Origin of the sequence: Streptomyces sp. V4I23, assembly GCF_030817975.1 — a bacterium.
Lineage (GTDB): Bacteria > Actinomycetota > Actinomycetes > Streptomycetales > Streptomycetaceae > Streptomyces.
Map to the genome: position 1 here is coordinate 5,644,229 of NZ_JAUSZW010000004.1, position 18,481 is coordinate 5,662,709.

Below are 18,481 nucleotides of genomic sequence, written 5' to 3' on the forward strand. Positions count from 1 at the left end.
GTTGACGCTGCGGCATGGTCAAGCGCCGTCCGGCGCGACGTCTCGATCACATGCCACGATCGAAGGAAGGACCCCGATCTCACGGACGGCGGGTGCCTCGAGGTCCGACGCTGACGACGTGATCGACACGTACGAAGCGCACACGCAGGCCGACTTCCTGCTCGAGGGGTTCCTGGCGCTGGAGACGCCCGAGGGCTTTCGCGCGCAACTGATCGAGGGGGAGATCGTTGTGACACCGCCCCCGAACGGGGACCACGAGCACTGCATCAGCGAGATCGTCAGGCAGGTGTACCGGCGGTCACTGACTGACATGGACTTCTCCGGGCACAAGGGCCTGACCCTGGAGGAGGTCCCTGGCCGGCCGAGAGACCACGTCATCCCGGACGGCACGTTCGCGCCGGGCGACCTCAGCCTCTACACCGGCGCGGCCCCCTGGATGCCTTGTGCCGGGGTGTCCATGGTGCTGGAGGTGACCTTGTCCCGTCCGGACATCGACCGTGAGACCAAGCGGCGCTGCTACGCGCGTGGCCGTATCCCGCGCTACCTCCTTGTCGACCGGGACTCCTCCACAGTGACGCTCTTCAGCGAGCCCGAGGACGGCGACTACCGCCGGCACAACCTGGCGCCCTTCGGCAAGCCCCTCACCCTCCCTGAGCCCTTCGGCTTCGACCTGGAGACCGCCGGGTTCCTCTGAAACGCCAGGTAGCATGGTCGCCACGGCAGACGAGCCGGGCGGGCGGCCGCGTGGGGGTCCTGCGAAGGATCTTCCCGAGGAACGTCCGGGCTCCACAGGGCAGGGTGGTGGGTAACGCCCACCCGGGGTGACCCGCGGGACAGTGCCACAGAAAGCAGACCGCCGGGGACCTCGGTCCTCGGTAAGGGTGAAACGGTGGTGTAAGAGACCACCAGTGCCCAGGGTGACCTGGGCAGCTAGGTAAACCCCACCTGGAGCAAGGTCAAGAGGGGCCATTTCGGTGGCCCTGCGCGGACGTTCGAGGGCTGCCCGCCCGAGTCCGCGGGTAGACCGCACGAGGCCGGCGGCAACGCCGGTCCTAGATGGATGGCCGTCACCCCGACGACCGCGAGGTCCCGGGGGACAGAACCCGGCGTACAGCCCGACTCGTCTGCCCCCTCAGGCTTCTGACCTGCGATATTGCAGGTCAGGGGCCTTTTCTCGTGGAATCGTGGGCGTCGCCTCACTCCGTTCCGTACCGGTTCGGACCGAACCTCGCCGCTACGAAGGTAGCCATGAAGGTAGCCACGCTGGGCGGCGGCGTCGGCGTCGGCTGAGCATGGGAGGCCCTCCGCGCTATGCGTCTACGCCTCAGTGTCTCCCGTTGCTGTCCCGGGGTCGGTTGAATTCTGCTCGTCAAGCCAGACTTGAATGCCGCCCATGTTCTGCGCGGGCGCGTCGAACGGGATGATCGGAACAGGGGGGAGGTGGCCAGAAGAGCCGCCACCTCAGCGGGGAGTGCGGCCGTTGAGGGCTCAAGTTCCTCGATCTTGGTCAGGAGTCGCTGAAGTTCCGCAGCCATGAAACGCAGATCCAGCTCCGCGCCGGCGACTTGGATCGTTCCTGCCTCTACGTTTATGAAGCGCATGGGAGGAGCCGGGAACATCGGCTTGGTGCCTGCCTGCCACTCCTCGACGGTGGGGCGAGGCATGCTGACGATCCACTCGTCAAGGCGCTCATCGAAGTGCTCGCTTCCGTTACGGACCTCGCGGGCCTTCAGTGGGGACGAGTTCTCCACCTCAAGGATCTTTCGCAGAAACGGGCCTCGCTTCGTCCGCCACTCCAGGCCTTCGTCGGTCCCGCTCGGACCCTTTCCTGGGGCAGGCCACAGAGTCCGGGAGACCTTTCCGAGGAAGGAAAGGAAGTCCTCGAAGCAGACCCAGGCGGCTGGCGGGACCGGAGTGGTCTGCGCATAGCCGATCAGGGCGTCCAGGGCTGCCAGAGCATAGCGAGTGTCGCGGGCCAGCCACGTCAAGTACACCCGCTGGGCCCACGGGTCATCGGATATGTCGTCGCTCACGGGCGCCAGTGTGCCGCAGGTGGCCTACCGGGTGGGAGCCGGTTTCTGAGGCATGGCATGGGCCAGCGCTCCAGCAGAGTTGTCAGGGCGCCAGAGGCTTCCGATGCCTGCCGGTCCCGGGGCCGAGCTTCGGTGTTGCCTCAGGCGCGGAGGCAGCCTCGGCGTGGGGAAACAGGATGCGCCTTGCTTCCGCGAGGTTCGACGCGAAGCCGTGCGGCTCCCACATATGGCCGTTCCACCGCTGGATCGCGCGGGGCGCCTCGGGGTTCAGATGCGATGCCTGCGGGCCGTCGCCGGTCACGAGGGGTACGGCGCGAAGCTGCCCGATCCTCGCATCCCGGCGCTCGGCCCACTCGGCGAGCGGCTCGTCGTCCATGCCCGGAGCGTAGTGGGTCAGGTGATCCGGTGCTCCCAGCGCAGGGAAGGGGCCCGGTCGATCCAGTACCGGTGGGACGCGGGCGTCACGCGGAGCCGTACGGAGTCGATCTCCGGTGCTCCTGCGTCCCGCCAGGCGAGGAGAGAACGTTCCACGTCGTCCCACAGTGCCACCGGGCCGCCTTGACGGACGATCCAGCTCTCGCCGTCGGCGAGGAACTCGGCGAACGACTCCCTCTCTGGATCGAACAGGTACAGCAAGGGTGAGCCTTCACCGCTCGTCGCGCGGACGAACTGAGCCCCGGGCGCGGCCAACTGGGAGAGAAAGGCGGGCATCCACTCCTCCAGGACGAGAGGGGACACTCGAACGTGTCGCTCGCTGTCCGCGTACGCGGTCCGGGCGGAGAGGTCGCCCGCCACGGGGGCAACTGCCTGGGCCCGTGCCTGCATGAAGGAGGAGCGCCCCACGATCGCGCCCCCGGCGGTGCCGTCGTCGCCGACGGTGAGTTTCGCCAGGCCGGTTCCCCACGGCCACGAGCCGACCGTGCCGAGGACGATGCCTCCGGGCCTCGTCTGCCGGATCCAGGCGTACGGGACGCGGCGGACCGCGCAGGTGGCGATGACGCGGTCGTACGGCGCTCGGTACAGGTGGCCGAGGAGCCCGTCGCCCGTCACCGTCCACGTCGAGAAGCCGACGGCTTCGAGAGCGGCATCTGCGCGTGCCGCCACCTGTGCGTCGACCTCCATCGTGGTGACGTTGTCCTCGCCGAGGTAGTGGCACATCAGGGCTGTGGAGTAGCCGGTGCCTGTGCCGATCTCCAGGACCCGGTGGCCCGCCGCAAGGTCCAGGGCCTCGATCATGCCCACGACGGTGGCCGGTTCGGTCGAGGAGGACTTGGGCACGCCCACGACGGGCTCGCCGGCCTGGTCGGCGGTGAGGCGGCCGTCGAGTTGGGTGGTGAGCGTGTCGACGCTGTACGCGATCTTCAGCCACTCGTCCGGGGCCATGTCGGCGGCGATGACGGGCTGCCAGGTCCGCCCCTCGTCCAGGAAGACTCCTGGGTGGAGGAACTGCTCACGAGAGACGGACTCGACGGCCGTGCGCAACCAAGGGGACTTCAGGACACCTTTGATCACGAGCACGGCCGCCATGCGGCGTCGCTCGGATGGCGGGTCGGTCATGGGCGGTCTCCTTGTGCGAGTAGGTCGGCGAAGGCCGCGGACATCGGGAGGCCGGTCTCGGTCTCCAGCCATGCCCACTGTCCGTTGGGATTGAGCTCCAGCCACCAGTAGTCCCCCGCTCGGTCGATCGCGAGGTCGAAGCTTCCCGATACCAGCTCCATCCGGTCCAGGAAGGCATGCAGCGCTTTGTCCACCCGGTCGGGAAGGTGCTCCACGGTGTAGGTCAGGGCGCTGTAGTCCTTGCGCCAGTCCAGCAGTTCGGCCTCGATGCGTACGGCGAACGTGTGCCGGCCCACGAGCAGTACGCGAACGTCGGCGACCTTGTCCACACGGGCCTGGAACAGGTGGGGCGCGACCCGAACGCTGTCGTCGATCTCGTCGGGGGTGACGGGGTCGGCCCATCCGGTCACTGGGACGCCGTCACGCGCGTAGGGGGTCCACCGCAGAGTCTTGAAGATCGCGTCGCCTTGGATGCGGATGAACTCGCGTGCCTCGGCCGGATCGACTTCGAGATCCGCACCGGGCCCGGCAGCGACATCGACCCGCTGCCGTACCTGCGCCGCCACGACGCCGCCCCCTGACCGGCCAGAACACCCCCGCGGCACCGACAAGACCTTCGCGGATCATGTGGTGCAGATCTTGTCCGGCAGCTGGCCGGGCAGGCCGCGGCGCTCGTCGTCGGTGAGGCCACGGCCGATCACCTTGCACAGGTGCCGCTTCCACAGGATGGGGTCCAGCCGGGTCAGGGAGAGGGGAGATTTCCCCAGCGCATCGAGTGAAGACTCCGGGGTGGGAGAGCCGAACAGTGCCTTGCCATCCCTGGTGGCAGAGATGACGCTCTGGTTCTCGGCGAACTCGTAGGTCTCCCGATACGACGGATCGTCTGCTTTCAGGAAGGTCACAGAACTGTCAGCGGCCAGAAAGTAGTCTGCGCCACTGGGGTTGCCCGTTGCCCACTCGCCAGGTCGCAGCGGCTTGGGGAAGGCTGCCACTCGACGTGGTCGTTGTCCCGGCTCGACGGACCACAGCTCCAAGATGCGTCCCGAGGTCAGTACGGCCATATAGCGCGTGTCCTTGAGGAAGTACGCGGTGAGGAAGTCGTCGGCGAATCGGATGCGGAGGTCTTTCCTCTCCCGGCTTGTTCGCAGGTCGACGGCGTGCAGGTCCGGTTCGTCGTTCACGCTGACCGCCAGCAGATCCGGGTCGCGGTGGGGAGTCACGTGGTACTTTGGCCGGTTCTGGGAAGTGAGTCGAAGGCCGTTCAGATCGATCGAGGTAAGGCGACGTCCCTTGCGGGTATCCCACTGTTCGACGCGGGAACCAACGACTGTCACGAGCCGATCACCGGGCAGGAAGACGAGGTCAATGGGTTCCAGCTCACCTTTGTCGCCGGGCGGGGTGAAGAGGTCGTGGGGGTCCCAGTCGACGACGGGTGGTTCGGTGGCTGTGGTGAACTCTGATACGTGGCGCAAGGACGGCAGTTGGCGGACCGTCACCCGGTTCTTGTCCGACACATCTGCCATCAGTGTCTCGGCGCTGTTGATCGCGATGACCTGTTCCTTGGCCGGCGGTGTCTTGGCCTTGACGGACACTTCGGCCAGGTCGCGGTTGTCGCCCTCGGTCTCCATGACGCGCAGGGAGTCGCCTCTCTCGCCGAGGCGGACCACCATCGTGTTTCCGTCCCCGAGTAGTCTCGGCACGCCGTAGGCGGTGGCTCCATCGGCGCTCACCAGGGTGTGTCCGGAGACCGAACTATCGTCCTTGAAGGCCAGGACGGGCTCCCGTTCGGAGCCGAGCAAGGGTAGTTCCGGAGTGAGGTCGAGTAGGCGTACAGAAGGAGCTATGACTTTTCGCGGTCGATCGTTGCCGTTGGCGTTGACGATTTCCCAGGTGTCTCCGTAGCCGGTCAGGGCAAACCGGTCGCCTTTGGCGTCAAGGACCGTCTGTTCGCACGAGATGTCGTCGGGTCGGTAACTGCGTAGGATCCGCCGGTCCGCCACTCGTATCGTCTGGTACAGAGCGTTGGTCGAAGACTCGCTGTCCCCTTCATGGCACGTGATGGCCACGCTTCCGTCTCCCGACACACCGCTGTATTCGCCATCCGTGACGAAGCGCCGTCTCGTACCGGTCCGGATGTCGACCGTGTCCATCATCTCGGTCTGGGACGAGGTGGTCCCCATGGCCACCAGTGTGGTGTCGTCCGGGCCGAACCAGATGGACTTGATCCCGGGGATGTTTTTCGGCAGGTCGTGCCGGCGCCCCGTCTCCAGATCCCAGACACGTACCGGGAACGTCGTGGAATCGACCGCTGCTTCGACGAGGTAGCGGGAAGTGCGCGAGAAGTCGATCAGCTTGCGCAGATTGCCCCAGTCATCCGGCTTGGCCTTCACCGGCGGACCTTCGAGCAGATGCGCAGGCCCTACCGGGTCCTTCGCCGTGGGTGTGACATCGTGCCAGACAACAGCTCGGTCCTCGTCGCGCACATAGGCGATGCGCCGCCCGTCCAGGCTGACCGTGGGCTCCAGGACGTTGGGACGGAGGCGGAGGTTGACCTGACGCACCTTGCCCTGCTTCGTACGCAGGAACAGGGTCGCGCGCCGGGTGTCGGAGGTCGCCAGAGTCACCGCGCCGTTCGCGCTCATGGCGACGCTGTCGATCTTTCCCTCGACTCCCGACAGGATCCATGCCCTTTCCTTGACCGAGGTGTACCGGCGCAGCAACGCGTTGCGGGCTTCCTGAGTCGGGGAGATGTCGTAGCCCGCTATCGCGGCAAGAGCGGCCTGGGCGGGATTGGTGTCGGCCAGTTCGTCCGCCTGCACGGCCAGCGACCTGGACCTGCCTTCCGCTTCCCGCTCCTTGCTCACCCGGGACTCCTGGACGAAGAACCCGATCAACGTGGCGATGAGCGCGAGAGCGAGGCTGCCGGCCGCCCAGGCCCACCGGATGCGCCGCTGCCGGAGACGGCGCTGTCGCTGTTTCGCGCGGCGCTGCCGGTCTGCGAGGTCAAGGAAGTCGGTCTCGCCCTGCGTCAGTTCGTCGGTGCGCCCGGCGAGACGGCTCTCGAGGGCGATGAGTTGGGCCCCTCGCGGCAGGAGATCGTCGGCACGGCCCGCTCTCTCCCAGCGTTCCCGGTCGTGCTGCAACTCCGTGCGCGCGGCGAGGAAGTCCTGGTCCTCGCGCACCACTTCGGACAGAGTCGGCCAGGCCGTGATGAGGGCTTCATGGGCGAGTTCCACGCTCTCCGGTTCACCGGCGCCGCCGTGGAGCACCAGCAGGCGCTCGTCCTTCCCGGCGAACAGCACGGCCAGGCGCCATCGCTGCTCGCCGGCCTCCGCCCGGGTCAGCACCCGCCGCAGTGCGGGCGTCCGGCTGCCCGGCACCACGCGCACCAGTCCGGCGAGGAGCCGCCGCGCGTGCGTGACGGCTTCCATGGGGTCAGGGGTCTCCGGGGCGTCTGCGGGGTCCGGGGAGCCGGTCTCGGTCACGGACGGGACGTATTTCCGCCATGCCTCCTCCGCGTGCCTGCGCAGTGCGCCGGAGACGCCCCCGGCCCTCTCGTACGCCTCGACCCTCAGACGGCCGCCCGACTGTTCCTCCCACAGGTGCCGCAGGACGAAGGAGAGGAGAGGGAGGACGCCGGGCTCACTGCCGGCGTCCTCGAGGATGCGGCGGGCCAGCCCCGGTTCGTAGGAGACACCGGGGACGCGGTCCACGGGGCGGGTGATGACGGCTTGGAGCTGCTCCCGGGTCATCGGGGTCAGCGGCAGGACGGCTCCCCGTTTCAGCACCGGGCCGAGGTGCTCGTGGCTGAGGGCGGCGTCAATGAAGTCGGCGCGCAAGGTGAGCAGCACCCGCACTCCGGCGGTGCGCCGGGCGGGGAAAAGCACCGACAAGAGGGCCGTGAGGTCCTCCTCGGGCAGGTCGAGCAGAGCCTCGGCCTGGTCCAGTACGACGAGGAGGTCGGTGGTGGCACTGCCGGTGAGCCGGTGGACGGTGTCCGTGAGGCCTGCCCCGGTCAGCCAGGTGAAGACTCGCTCGACGCCGATGGCGCGCGGGGGCCCGAACCGTTCCTGGCGTGCCAGTTCGAGGAGTTCGACCGCCAGGGCGCCCACCGGACGGGAGGTGCGGCCGCAGTGGACGACCACCACCTCGTGGCCGGCACGGCGCATGACGGGCGCCACCCCCGCGAGGGCGAGGGAGGACTTGCCGCACCCCGAGGGTCCGCACAACGTCACCGCTGCACGGTCACCGCGCAGTGCGGTGACCACGGTCTCCGTGTCCTCCTCGCGGCCGAAGAAGACGTCGGCGTCCTCCTCGCGGAAGGGCTCCAGGCCACGGAAGGGCGTCGGGGCCAGGAACGTTCCGGTGAGAGCGGGGATCTCGTCGGCGAGCGCCCCGAGGTGCAGCATGTATGCCTGCTGGTCGTCCCGTACCGGCTCCGCGGCCACGATCATGCCGACGACGGCGCCGAGGGCGTTGTCCCAGACCGGGCTGCCGCTGAACCCGCCGGTGACACGGACCGTCTGCCCGTCGGCCCGGGACAACTGCACCCAGCCCTTCCCAGCAGGGCCGAGGAGACTGCCCCGCTGCCACACGGGCCGGTCGGAGCGACCGGTGAAGCCGACGATGCGGGACCCGTGTTCCCACAGACGCCGGGACAGGCTGGTCGGCAGCGGCCGCGCCCCCGGTGCCGGTGCGAGCAGCCGAAGCACGGCCACATCGCCGCTCCGGTCCTCCCGGATCGGCACCCAGTGCGCCACCTCTGCTTCGATGTCATGCCCCGGGGCCCCCGGCCCGGCGAGGAGCGGCATATCGAGGGTGACACGGGCCCCGGCAAGCACCTTGGTGTCGCGGGGTTTCCCGAGCGCATCGCACACCACATGGGCGCAGGTGAGGACGAGCCCGTCACCGACGAGGAATCCGGTACCGGCAGAGTCGCCGTGCCCGTCCCGGAGGCGGACCGTCCCGGAGGCGAGGACGGTGTCGGCGTCCTCGTGTTCACCGTGCCCGGCTCCGGCCGCAGTTCGGCCGGATTCGCCCTGGTCGTGCATGGGACCTCCTCGGAGCGGTGAGGGGAGCGGGAGGGTGCTGGCAGTGCGACGGCTGGTCCCGGTCTGCCCCGCGCGACTCAGCCACTGGAGGCGGGGCCGCCCGCCGGGCCTCGGCCCGCGGACTCCGGGCCGGGTACGGATTCCGGCACCGAGTCCGAACCGGCGGGGCTGCTGTGCCAGGTTAGGCTGACGGAGAAGTTGGCCTCCGCAGAGGAGCCCGCGACGAGGACCTTCGCGTCGGCGGAAAGCGACATGCCGAATTCGAGGGTCGCCTCGTCCGGCGGACGGAGCATGCCACGGCAGCGGCCGACGAAGGCGTCCGCAACCGGCCGTACGACATCCAGCATCTGTTCCAGGGACTGCTCGGCCCGGGCCACGGCACGGCTGCCGCGTCCGACGCGCACGACGTCCTCCCCGGCGTCGTTCACCTGCACTCGTACGACCTCGCCGCCGCTCCCCAGCGGCACTTCGACTGTGTACAGGGCCTGACCTTCCGACAGCGGCATGAAGTTCCCCGATCGTGAACTGATCCTCCGGGCCTCTGAGTTAGGCGGCTCGTGAGGTGCACGGAGAGGCTATCCGGCTGTGTGCCGGGAGTCACAGGGTCGACCGGGGTGGTGTGTCGGCGTCCCGTTGCCCATGCCCGGGACCTGGCGCCGTTCCGGGCCGGCTCACCACCCGCGACGTCAACGTCCGCGACGTCAACTTCGCCCGCTACCGCGAGGAGTGCCTGCGCGAAGGCATCGATCCGCACACCGTCGTCGAGGGCGAAGCTCTCCGCACGGGGCTGCTGCGGCAGCGGCTCGACGAAACGATCGAGGGCCTGGTCGACGACGTTCGGCAGAGGAACATCGAGGCCGGCACCGAAGAGGCCGAGCGGGAACTTTTGCGCTCCCTGCAAGGATCGGTGCAGAAGGTCGTCCAGCGCACCGCAGACAAGCTGCCTGCCGCCGACGACGACAACCAGTAGGACCCGTGCACCACACGTGTTGCATCAGCTACAGTGCTCGCAACCGCTCCTGAGCTGCGGAAACCCCATCCGCACACTCGCGGGGCCCCGGAGAATGGTCGGCGACCTCGACCTCAGCGGCGTACGCATCCCGCTGAAGGCCTCCCACACGGCGTCGCAACTCGGCCTGCCCGCCGTGCAGCCCACCGAAATGTTGTACGAAGCGCTACTGGGTCTGGGCCGGCCCCGTCGTGCCAAGGAAGCTCCGGCCAATGCGGCGGAGGCTTCACAACTGGCGAGCTGGCTTCCCGTACAGCACCGGGCGGACACCGTGGGCTTGCTCGTGGAGGGCAAACGGCTTGCCCAGGAATGGGTCGGATACCGCTACCTGAGACGGACCGCTGACTGGTACGCGGACATTCGCTGACTGGTTCGGTCCCTGCGGCGCTCCTCCCCGCCCGACCGAGGGGATACAAGAGCGTCCGTGACCACGCTAGGGTCGGGTGCCGTCCGTACGGCACCGCGGCTGGGGCGACTCGTTGCGTAGCCGTCAAGGTAGCCGCGAAAGTGCCCTCCCTGCACGTTCGTGCAGGTCATAGTGATGTGGTGACTCTCCCCGGCGTACAGCCCGACTCGTCTGCCGCCCAGGTCTCTGACCTGGGCATACGCCCCACATTCCTTGCGTCTCCTTGAAGCGGCGAGCCCCGCAGCCCGCACTCCGACCGAGGTTCTCGCGGCTTCCCGCAGCTGGCCGACGGCGAGCCCATCACCTTCACCACAATCGCCCGCACCGCGAAGGTCTCAACCTGGCTCGTCCATGCCGAAGGCGTACGCGAGCACGTTGAAGCGGCCATCCGCCAGCAGGAACACGAACTGTCGTCGCACGATCAGACGGTCGCCAGGCCAGCCCGGCCAGCCTGAAGTCCGACCTCCTCATGGCTCGCGAGGAGATCACCGCCCTCCGCCAGGGAACGTGACCGCCTTCGCGAAGCCGTCCGCCAGCAACTCGACCAGGTCGGCAACCAGCAGCTGACCGCGCGCATCTCCGAACTCACCAACGCCAACAGCCGACTTGAACAGGAGATCGCCCAGCTTCAGCCATTGAATGAGCGGGTCGACGAACTGGAGAAGGACCTGGCAGCTGCCCGCAGCAGCCTGCGCAAGATGATCCGCGCAGAGAACGCCTGACCCACCTATCCGTCTCTGCGACGGGGGCCTGACCAGCAGCCTTCTACGCTGGTCAGGCCCCTACTCGGTCAGTAGCCGTTGGCCAGTGTGCGGTCGAGGAGGGGTAGCAGGCGGTCCCAGTGGCGCTGTAGTCCGGCGGGGTCGAAGGCGTCGGTGTCGGACATGGTGAACCCGTGGACGGTGCCGGGGTAGATCTCGGAGGTGTAGTCGACCTTCGCGGCGTCCAGGGCCCGGTTGAGCTCGCCGAGGGCTTCGGGCGTCAGGTCGCTTTCAGCGTGGCCGAAGTGGACCTGGGCGGTGATCTCGGCGAGGGCGTCGGACCCGTCCGCGCCCACGGGGCCGTGGAATGCGGCGAGGGCGGCCACTTGGCCGGGGTGGGCCGCGGCGGTGCGCATCGCCAGGAGGCCGCCTATGCAGTAGCCGGTCACCGCGACCGGTCCGGCGCCGACCTCGGGCTGGGTGGTGAGGAACCTGAGGTAGGCGTCGGCGTCGCTCAGGACACGTTCGGCGGTGTGCGCCTCGATCAAGGGCATCAACTGGGCCATGAGCGCGGGCCGGACCTCTTCTCCGATGTGCTCGGGAAGTTCGATCACCGGTGCCGGGCCGTGCCGGTAGAAGAGGTTGGGGACGAGCACGTAGTACCCGTGCCCGGCCAGTTCGCGGGCCATCTCCCGCAGCACGGGCCGGATGCCGAAGCCGTCCGCGTACATCAGCACCCCTGGGTGCCGCTCGCCGCGGTCGGGGAAGGCGGCGAACGCGTCGGCCTGGCCGTCCGTGGTGGGAATCTGCAACGCCTTGGTGGGCATGAATTCTCCCGTCGTGGTTGATGTATCAAGCCTGTGATCAACACGACGGAGGCGGAGCCCGCGCAGCAGCGCGAGATCCTCGATCGAACAGCGGGCCCGCACCGGCCCGTACGGCGCTCAGAAGAGCACCGGGTCACCAATCCGTGTGTGGCGCAATGCCGTCCCGGTATTCATGGCCGCACAGCGTAGCCCACCGGGCAAAAGGCAACGCCGGCACCCCAGTCCACAGTGCAGCGCGACATCCCTGGCCTCGGCCAGGAGCCGGCGTCTCTTCCCATCGGCCGTCTACGCGACCCTCACCGCAGCCTCGCCCAGCCTCTGTCGCTGCGCCGCCGCGCCGCTGTACTGAGCGACCTTGCCGTCCTCGGGGTCCACCGGCGCGATGTCGACCAGGTCGTGCACTGCGCGGAGACCGCGATCAGTTTGGCCGGCCAGTCGAATTCGGGATTCATCGGTAAGAAGCTGGACGGGCTCCGAGGGCGTCTCGCCCCGCTCATGTCCGATGGCCGAGTCTCGAATCTGGATCACCGAATCGCGACGCTTTCGCGTACCGCATGACGAGAGGGACACGTGCATGAGTGACGGTCGGATCTTCCGCGAGGCGTGGATCGCCGGTGTGACCAAGCACTACTCCGGTGAACCGAAGCCCAGCTACGTCACCATGGCCGAGGGGCCCGCGACCTGGTGTCGCGGGCCCCTCGCCGTACATCCCCGCCCTGGTCAGAGTGCCGCCGACACCGTCTTCGTCCCGTCGGCGGCAGGGACCGCGGCGTTCCGCGACCGCATGGCGCGCAGCCGCGCCGTGCACCAGATGCCCATCACCGAGATGGCCATCAGCAGGGCGGCGGCAGGCCAGTAGTGGCCGCCGGCCAGGGCGGTGAGGGAGACCGCCGCCAGCGAGGCGAAGCCGCCGAAGATCATGTTGCAGATCTGGTAGGACAGCGAGATCCCGGTGTAGCGGACGCGGGGTGCGAAGCCCTCGGCGAGTATCGCCGCGATCGGGCCGTACAGCGCCGACATCACGAACCGCATCGCCAGCATCATCGCGTAGATCAGGAAGACGCTCCCCGTCCCCATCACCAGGAACTGCGGCACGGCCAGGACCACCACACCGACCAGGCCGCCGATCACGACCTTGTGCGGGCCGATGCGGTCGCCGAGCCAGGCCAGGCCGGGGGTGACGGCCAGTTCCACGAAGGCGGCCAGGGTCAGGCCGTTGAGAAGCATCGACTCAGAAAGGTGCAGTCCACCGGTGCCGTACGTGAGCAGGTAGCTGGTGACGACGTAGTAGCCGCCGGTGGCCGTGGCCAGGGCGAAGACTCCGACGAGCACCGTGTGCCAGGACGTCTGGAAGACCTCCAGCACCGGCAGCTTGTCCTGCTCGGTGCGCTGGGCGCGGATCTCCTCCATGACCGGGGCCTCCTCCAGCTTGAGCCGGATGACGAGGCCGATGACGACGAGCACGGCGGACGCGAGGAACGGCACGCGCCAGCCCCAGGCGGTGAACGCCTCGTCGCCCCACAGGCTCATCAGCGAGAAGGCGCCGGTCGACAGCAGGGCGCCGACCGAGGAGCCGAGCTGGGCGAACGAGCCGAAGAAGGTGGCCCGGCCCGTGGGGGCGTTCTCGACGGCGACGAGCACCGCGCCGCCCCACTCGCCGCCGATCGCGATGCCCTGGATCAGGCGCAGGATGATCAGCAGGGCGGGGGCGAGGGCGCCGGCCTGGGCGTAGGTGGGCAGCAGGCCGATCGCGAAGGACGCGATGCCCATCATCAGCAGGGTGATGACCAGGGTCTTCTTGCGTCCGACCCGGTCGCCCATGTGGCCGAAGACGATGCCGCCGAGCGGCCTCAGCAGGAAGCCGACGGCGAACGTGCCGAACGCGGACAGGGTCTTGAGCAGCGGCGGCATGTCGGCCGGGAAGAACACGTCGTCGAAGACGATCGCGGCCGCGGTGGCGAAGGCATAGAAGTCGTACCACTCGATGGACGTGCCCACGAGTGCGGCGAAGGCGGCTCTCAGGGGGTTCTGCGGCTTCGTGGGCGTGGCTGGCTGGGACACGGGGCCTCCGGCGAGGAGCGGGGAGCGGGGAGCGGGAAGGGCGAGCGGGGGAGGCGGCGGGTCAGCGGCCGGGGGCGGCCCAGGCCCGCGTGCCGCCGATCCAGGTCTCGCGCACGCCGATCGAGGCGAGCTCGGAAGGGTCGGCGAGCAGCGGGTCGCGGTCCAGGACGACGAAGTCGGCCAGCATGCCGGGCGCGAGCGAGCCCACTGCCGCCTCCCGGTGCAGGGCCCTCGCGGCCGCGGCGGTGTGGGCGTGCAGGCCGTCGGCGACGGACAGGCGCAGCGACTCGTCGCCGAGCACCGTGCCGAGCACGGTCCGCCGGGTCGCGGCCGCCGAGACGGCCTCCAGCGGCGCGGGCGGTGCGACGGGCGCGTCGGAGGAGAACACCACGGGCACACCGGCGGACAGGCACGGCCCCGCGGGGTTGTAGCGGTGGCCGAGGTCGCCGACGGCGGTGAGCGTGCCGTCGCCGGTGCGCAGATGGTGCTGCGGCTGCATGACCGGTACGACCCCGAGGCCCGCCATGCGGGTGATCTGCTCGTCGGTGGGCAGCCCGCAGTGCTCGATGCGGTGACGCATGCCGGCGCGGGGGACGTCCGCCTGCGCCTTCTCGACGGCGTCGAGCACCATGCCGATGGCGAACGGCGACTGGGCGTGGGTCGCCGTCTGCAGTCCGGCGCCGTGGGCGCGCCGGACGATCTCGGCGTACTCCTCGGCCGAGTGGTAGAGCTGCCCGTGGTGGCAGTAGTCGGCGGCGTACCCGTCGGGGAAGTAGGCCGTCCAGCCGCCGAGCGTGCCGTCCGCGTAGAACTTCACGCCCTGCACGCGGAAGAGGTCGTCGCCGAAGCCGTGGACCACACCGAGTTCGAGGGCCGTGTCGAGCAGGGCGGAGGTCAGGTACGCCGAGACGCGCATCCGCAGCGCCCCGCGCTCACGGGCCCGCAGGTACGTCTCCATCTCGCGGCGCGAGGCCTGGGCGTCGCCGACCGTCGTCACACCGGCGGCGAGGAAGGTCTCCTGGGCGCGCAGCAGGTGGTCGGCCATGATGTCGTCCGGCTCGGAGAGGTGGAAGTTCGGGCCGTGGTTGCCGATCTTCACCCCGCCGGGGCCGGTGAGCCGGTCGCAGGCCGCGTCCCACAGCTGTCCGTCCGGCTCCCCGTTCTCGAAGCGGCCGATGGAGCCGCCGTCCGGGTCGGGGGTGCCCGCGGTGATGCCGCAGGCGTGCAGAGTACGGGTGTTGACGACGCCGCCGTGGCCGGAGGCGTTCATCACGTACACCTCGCGGTCGGTGGCGATCCGGTCGAGGTCGTGGCAGGTGGGGTGGCGGCGCTCGGCGAGGCGTCGGTGCTCGTAGCCGAAGCCGCGCACGGGTACGCCCGCGGGCAGCTCACGGGCGGCCTCGGACAGCACCGCGACCAGGGTCTCGATGTCGGGGACGCGCTCGGGGCGGCAGTCGACCCAGGCCAGCGCCTGCCCGTGCATCACGGGGTGGCAGTGGGCGTCGACGAAGCCGGGGTGGACGAGGCCGCCGTCCAGGTCCAGCGTCTCGTCCACCCGGCCGCCGAGGGCCGCGCGGGCGTCGTTGGCGGTGCCGACGTGGACGATCCGGTCGCCGCGCACGGCGAGCGCCTCCGCACGGGCCGCGCTGCCGGGGGCGGCCACGTCGGCGCCCGTCACCAGCAGCGTGCGGTCGGCGGAGGCATCGGCGAGGGGGTGGTGCATGGGGGTCCTGCTTTCGGCCAAGGAGGAGGGTGCCGGGGTCGGGAGACGACATGCATCGGCTGATTCGTTCGTCAGGACGATAGATAACGAACGACAAGTTGGCCAGACCCTGAATTGAATAACTCTTCGGAAGTTTTCCGATCTCTCGCTTACGGATCGTCTGTCGAGGATGTCGCTCTGGGGTCAGGCGGCCGGAGCGCCCAGGTCGTACCGCTCCTTCACCAGCTCCAGGTGCACCCAGCTCTCCACCCCGCGCACGCCCGGACGGCCCCGCATCTCGTCGAGGGTCGCGCGCACCGCCGCGAGCGACTCCGCCGTGATCGTGCCGACGAGCTCCGCCCGGCCGACGCACGCCGACAGGAACGACACCCGCTCCAGGCCGGCCAGGGCGGTGGCCACCGGCTCCCGCGCGCCCTCGACCCGTACCGCGAAGCCGCAGAGGTAGCCCATGCCCAGCAGTTCGGGGCGCACCAGGGCCAGCACCTTCACCACGCCGCCGTCCAGCAGGCGCAGTGTGCGCGAGCGCGTGGCGCCGGGGGACAGGCCGACGCGCTCGGCGAGTTCCGCGAAGGGCAGGCGCCCGTCCCGCTCCAGCTCGTCGAGGATCTGCCGGTCCGTCACGTCGAGTTCGTTCACGCCGGGTGTGGTCGCGAGGAGATACGGGTCCTTCAGGTGCTCGATGCTGATGAGCAGGTCGACGGCCGAGACGCCCGGAAGCGACCGGACCTGCTCGATGGCCCGGTCCAGCGCGTCGAAGTCCTCGGTGCGCAGCTCGGCCATGACGGCGCGCTGCCCGGCGGTGAGCGTGACGAACGGCGCCTGGGGCATCGCCGCGATCTCGCGGGCGACGGTCTCCGCCGGTCCGTGGGTGTCGATGGACAGGTGCGCGGAGGCCGTCAGCCCGCGCACGGCCGGGTGGACCACGGCGACGACCCGTACGGCCCCGGACTCGAGCAGCCGCTGCACGCGTGCGCGGGTCGCCGGCCTCGACAGGCCCACGCGCTGCGCCAGCGTCTCGTAGGTGAGGCGGCCGTCGGTCTGCAGTTCGCGGACGACGGCCAGGTCGATGCGGTCCAGATCCACCTGGGCTGATCCCCTCGGCTCGGTGGCCCCGGCGCGTGCCGCGCCGAGGTCCGCTGACATTCTCGGGCACCGCGGGTGCCGGGGGTCCCGTCGGTGACGGGCCTCACTGACGTCCGCAGCGGACAGGTGTGGACAATCGAGGGGGACGAATCGTAAGTTTGATGCGTCACTGACCGACGAATCATCTGCGGAGGATCGTATGGGGCGGCCCGTCGTCGTCTTCACCGACACCGAGGACCTCGATCCAGGACCCGGTGCCCGGCTGCTGGCCGACGCCGGCTTCGACGTACGCGTCGCCGGCAGCCGCGACCCCGATGTCATCGCCCGGGCCGGAGCGGACGCCGTGGCGCTGATCGTCGGCTACGCGCGCATCGACGCCGCGCTGCTCGACCGCCTGCCACAACTGCGGATCCTGGCCACCATGTCCGCCGGCTTCGACATGGTCGACACCGCGGAGGCCCGGCGCCGCGGCCTGTGGGTGGCCAACCTGCCGGACGCGGCCACCGAGGACGTGGCCGTCCACGCCCTCGCGAGCGCCCTGTCGCTCGTCCGCCGGCTCCCGCAGGCCGACGCCGTCGTCCGGTCCGGCGGCTGGAACGCGGAGTTCGCGGCCGCCGAACTGCCGCGCCGGGCCAGCGACCTGACCCTGGGCCTGGTCGGTCTCGGCCGCATCGCCCGCCACCTGGCCGCTCTCGCCGCACCGGTGTTCGGCCGGATCGCCGCGTACGACCCGCACGCGGCGGACGGGCACTGGCCGGCCGGCGTCCGGCGGTACGCCGACCTCGACACCCTCGCGGCGGACTCCGACGTGCTCTCCCTGCACGTCCCGCTCACACCGCGGACGCACGGGCTGGCCGACGCGCGGCTGCTGGGACGGATGCGGCCCGGCAGCTTCCTCGTCAACGTCGCCCGCGGCGAACTCGTGGACCCGTCCGCCCTGCTGGACGCCCTCGACAGCGGGCGGCTCACCGGCGCGGCGCTCGACGTCTTCCCCGTCGAACCGCCGCCCGCGGGCGACGCGCTGCGCCGCCACCCGGGCATCCAGCTGTCGCCGCACAGCGCCTACCTCTCCGACACCTCGCGCCACGCGTACGTGTGCAAGCCCGCCGAGAACGTCATCGCCTGGCTGCGCACCGGCCGCCCGCTGACCCCCGTGGTCGACCCGTCCACCGCCGTCCCCGCCTGAGGAGCCACCGCATGACCGCCGACCTGGCGACGACCACCGTCCCCGCTGCTTCCGCCGCTGCCGCCGAGGAACTGCGGCTGCGCCGCGAACTCGCGGCCGTGTACCGGCTCGTGGCGCACTTCCGGATGACCGACCTGATCTTCACCCACATCTCGCTGCGGCTGCCGGGCCCCGAGCACCACTTCCTGATCAACCCCTACGGGCTGCTCTTCGAGGAGATCACCGCCTCCAACCTGGTGAAGATCGACCTGGAGGGCAACCCGGTCGAGCCCACCCCGTACCCGGTGAACCCGGCCGGATTCGTCATCCACAGCGCCATCCACGCCGCCCGCGCGGACGCCCACTGCGTCCTGCACACCCACACCAAGGCGGGCTGCGCCGTCGCCGCACAGGAGGGCGGGCTGCTGCCGCTCAACCAGATGTCGATGGAGTTCCACAACCGCGTCGGCTACCACGACTACGAAGGCGTCGCCCTCAATCTCGACGAGCAGCGGCGGCTCGTCGCGGACATCGGCGGGCACCCGGCGCTGATCCTGCGCAACCACGGTCTGCTGACGGTGGGTGAGAGCGCGGCTCAGGCGTTCCTGCGCATGTACTACCTGGAGAAGGCGTGCGAGATCCAGGTCACCGCGCAGGCCGGCGGCGGCCCGCTGGTCCTGCCGCCCGCCGAGGTGTGCGAGTACACCGCGCGGCAGCTCGCGGGCGAGGCGGACGCGGACTTCCAGGACGACGACGCGTACGACCTGGCGTGGGCGGCGATGCTGCGGCTCCTCGACCGGATCGCCCCCGACTACCAGGACTGATCCGCCCCGACGAGCGGGCCGACGCCCGGGTGGCCGCCGCC

At 69.8% G+C, this 18,481-nt stretch carries 14 protein-coding genes, 1 other RNA gene and 1 pseudogene; 6 read left to right on the top strand and 10 right to left on the bottom strand.

Annotated features, from left to right (window positions below):
* Positions 1 to 118 precede the first annotated feature (118 nt).
* Entirely contained in the window at positions 119 to 694 is a 576-nt protein-coding gene (locus QFZ82_RS27960; protein ID WP_307715776.1) for a Uma2 family endonuclease, read from the top strand.
* 30 nt (positions 695 to 724) lie between these two features.
* Positions 725 to 1,127: RNase P RNA component class A (gene rnpB / locus QFZ82_RS27965), an RNA gene on the top strand.
* 69 nt (positions 1,128 to 1,196) lie between these two features.
* On the opposite strand, the gene QFZ82_RS27970 is transcribed toward rnpB, so the two are convergent.
* From QFZ82_RS27970 to QFZ82_RS27995, 6 genes and pseudogenes are all read right to left on the bottom strand, one after another.
* A complete protein-coding gene (locus QFZ82_RS27970; RefSeq protein ID WP_307715777.1) occupies positions 1,197 to 2,033 on the bottom strand; it encodes a hypothetical protein in 837 nt (278 codons plus the stop codon).
* Positions 2,034 to 2,115: 82 nt separating this feature from the next.
* Positions 2,116 to 2,409 (bottom strand): DUF6087 family protein, encoded by a 294-nt coding sequence (locus QFZ82_RS27975; RefSeq protein WP_307715778.1) that lies wholly within the window; start codon positions 2,407 to 2,409, stop codon positions 2,116 to 2,118.
* 17 nt (positions 2,410 to 2,426) lie between these two features.
* Positions 2,427 to 3,590, bottom strand: a complete 1,164-nt coding sequence (tgmC, locus tag QFZ82_RS27980; protein ID WP_307715779.1) for an ATP-grasp peptide maturase system methyltransferase — start codon at positions 3,588 to 3,590, stop codon at positions 2,427 to 2,429.
* Positions 3,587 to 4,093: pseudogene (locus QFZ82_RS27985) on the bottom strand (ATP-grasp ribosomal peptide maturase); the annotation flags it as partial. The gene tgmC and the pseudogene QFZ82_RS27985, both read right to left, overlap by 4 nt.
* 120 nt (positions 4,094 to 4,213) lie before the next feature.
* Positions 4,214 to 8,641: a trypsin-like peptidase domain-containing protein gene (locus tag QFZ82_RS27990; protein WP_307715780.1), complete on the bottom strand. Its 4,428-nt coding sequence runs from the start codon at positions 8,639 to 8,641 to the stop codon at positions 4,214 to 4,216.
* Between the two features lie 77 nt (positions 8,642 to 8,718).
* A complete protein-coding gene (locus QFZ82_RS27995) occupies positions 8,719 to 9,147 on the bottom strand; it encodes a CU044_2847 family protein (RefSeq protein WP_307715781.1) in 429 nt (142 codons plus the stop codon).
* A gap of 113 nt (positions 9,148 to 9,260) precedes the next feature.
* Here QFZ82_RS27995 and QFZ82_RS28000 point away from each other — a divergent pair, with 113 nt between their 5' ends.
* Positions 9,261 to 9,611: a hypothetical protein gene (locus QFZ82_RS28000; protein ID WP_307715782.1), complete on the top strand. Its 351-nt coding sequence runs from the start codon at positions 9,261 to 9,263 to the stop codon at positions 9,609 to 9,611.
* A 94-nt stretch (positions 9,612 to 9,705) separates the two neighbouring features.
* Complete coding sequence (locus tag QFZ82_RS28005; protein ID WP_307715783.1) at positions 9,706 to 10,017, top strand: hypothetical protein; 312 nt, start codon at positions 9,706 to 9,708, stop codon at positions 10,015 to 10,017.
* Between the two features lie 829 nt (positions 10,018 to 10,846).
* Here the strand turns inward: QFZ82_RS28005 and QFZ82_RS28010 are convergent.
* From QFZ82_RS28010 to QFZ82_RS28025, 4 genes are all read right to left on the bottom strand, one after another.
* The gene (locus tag QFZ82_RS28010; protein ID WP_307715784.1) at positions 10,847 to 11,584 is read right to left on the bottom strand and encodes a dienelactone hydrolase family protein; all 738 of its coding nucleotides are present in this window, start codon (positions 11,582 to 11,584) and stop codon (positions 10,847 to 10,849) included.
* A gap of 720 nt (positions 11,585 to 12,304) precedes the next feature.
* Positions 12,305 to 13,645, bottom strand: coding sequence for an MFS transporter (locus QFZ82_RS28015; protein WP_307715785.1), 1,341 nt, complete (start codon positions 13,643 to 13,645; stop codon positions 12,305 to 12,307).
* 61 nt (positions 13,646 to 13,706) lie between these two features.
* Entirely contained in the window at positions 13,707 to 15,368 is a 1,662-nt protein-coding gene (locus QFZ82_RS28020; protein ID WP_307715786.1) for an amidohydrolase, read from the bottom strand.
* A gap of 183 nt (positions 15,369 to 15,551) precedes the next feature.
* Positions 15,552 to 16,511: an Lrp/AsnC family transcriptional regulator gene (locus QFZ82_RS28025; RefSeq protein ID WP_307715787.1), complete on the bottom strand. Its 960-nt coding sequence runs from the start codon at positions 16,509 to 16,511 to the stop codon at positions 15,552 to 15,554.
* A gap of 139 nt (positions 16,512 to 16,650) precedes the next feature.
* On the opposite strand from QFZ82_RS28025, the gene QFZ82_RS28030 reads away from it, so the two are divergent.
* A complete protein-coding gene (locus QFZ82_RS28030; RefSeq protein ID WP_307715788.1) occupies positions 16,651 to 17,637 on the top strand; it encodes a C-terminal binding protein in 987 nt (328 codons plus the stop codon).
* An 11-nt stretch (positions 17,638 to 17,648) separates the two neighbouring features.
* Complete coding sequence (locus QFZ82_RS28035; RefSeq protein ID WP_307715789.1) at positions 17,649 to 18,440, top strand: class II aldolase/adducin family protein; 792 nt, start codon at positions 17,649 to 17,651, stop codon at positions 18,438 to 18,440.
* Positions 18,441 to 18,481: the final 41 nt, after the last annotated feature.

Coding starts and splice junctions, on each gene's coding strand:
- QFZ82_RS28020 (WP_307715786.1), bottom strand. CDS start 15,368: ATGCACCACCCCCTCGCCGATGCCTCCGCCGACCGCACGCTGCTGGTG.
- QFZ82_RS28010 (WP_307715784.1), bottom strand. CDS start 11,584: ATGCCCACCAAGGCGTTGCAGATTCCCACCACGGACGGCCAGGCCGAC.
- QFZ82_RS28030 (WP_307715788.1), top strand. CDS start 16,651: ATGGGGCGGCCCGTCGTCGTCTTCACCGACACCGAGGACCTCGATCCA.
- QFZ82_RS27990 (WP_307715780.1), bottom strand. CDS start 8,641: ATGCACGACCAGGGCGAATCCGGCCGAACTGCGGCCGGAGCCGGGCAC.
- QFZ82_RS27975 (WP_307715778.1), bottom strand. CDS start 2,409: ATGGACGACGAGCCGCTCGCCGAGTGGGCCGAGCGCCGGGATGCGAGG.
- QFZ82_RS27995 (WP_307715781.1), bottom strand. CDS start 9,147: ATGCCGCTGTCGGAAGGTCAGGCCCTGTACACAGTCGAAGTGCCGCTG.
- QFZ82_RS28035 (WP_307715789.1), top strand. CDS start 17,649: ATGACCGCCGACCTGGCGACGACCACCGTCCCCGCTGCTTCCGCCGCT.
- tgmC (WP_307715779.1), bottom strand. CDS start 3,590: ATGACCGACCCGCCATCCGAGCGACGCCGCATGGCGGCCGTGCTCGTG.
- QFZ82_RS28005 (WP_307715783.1), top strand. CDS start 9,706: ATGGTCGGCGACCTCGACCTCAGCGGCGTACGCATCCCGCTGAAGGCC.
- QFZ82_RS28025 (WP_307715787.1), bottom strand. CDS start 16,511: ATGTCAGCGGACCTCGGCGCGGCACGCGCCGGGGCCACCGAGCCGAGG.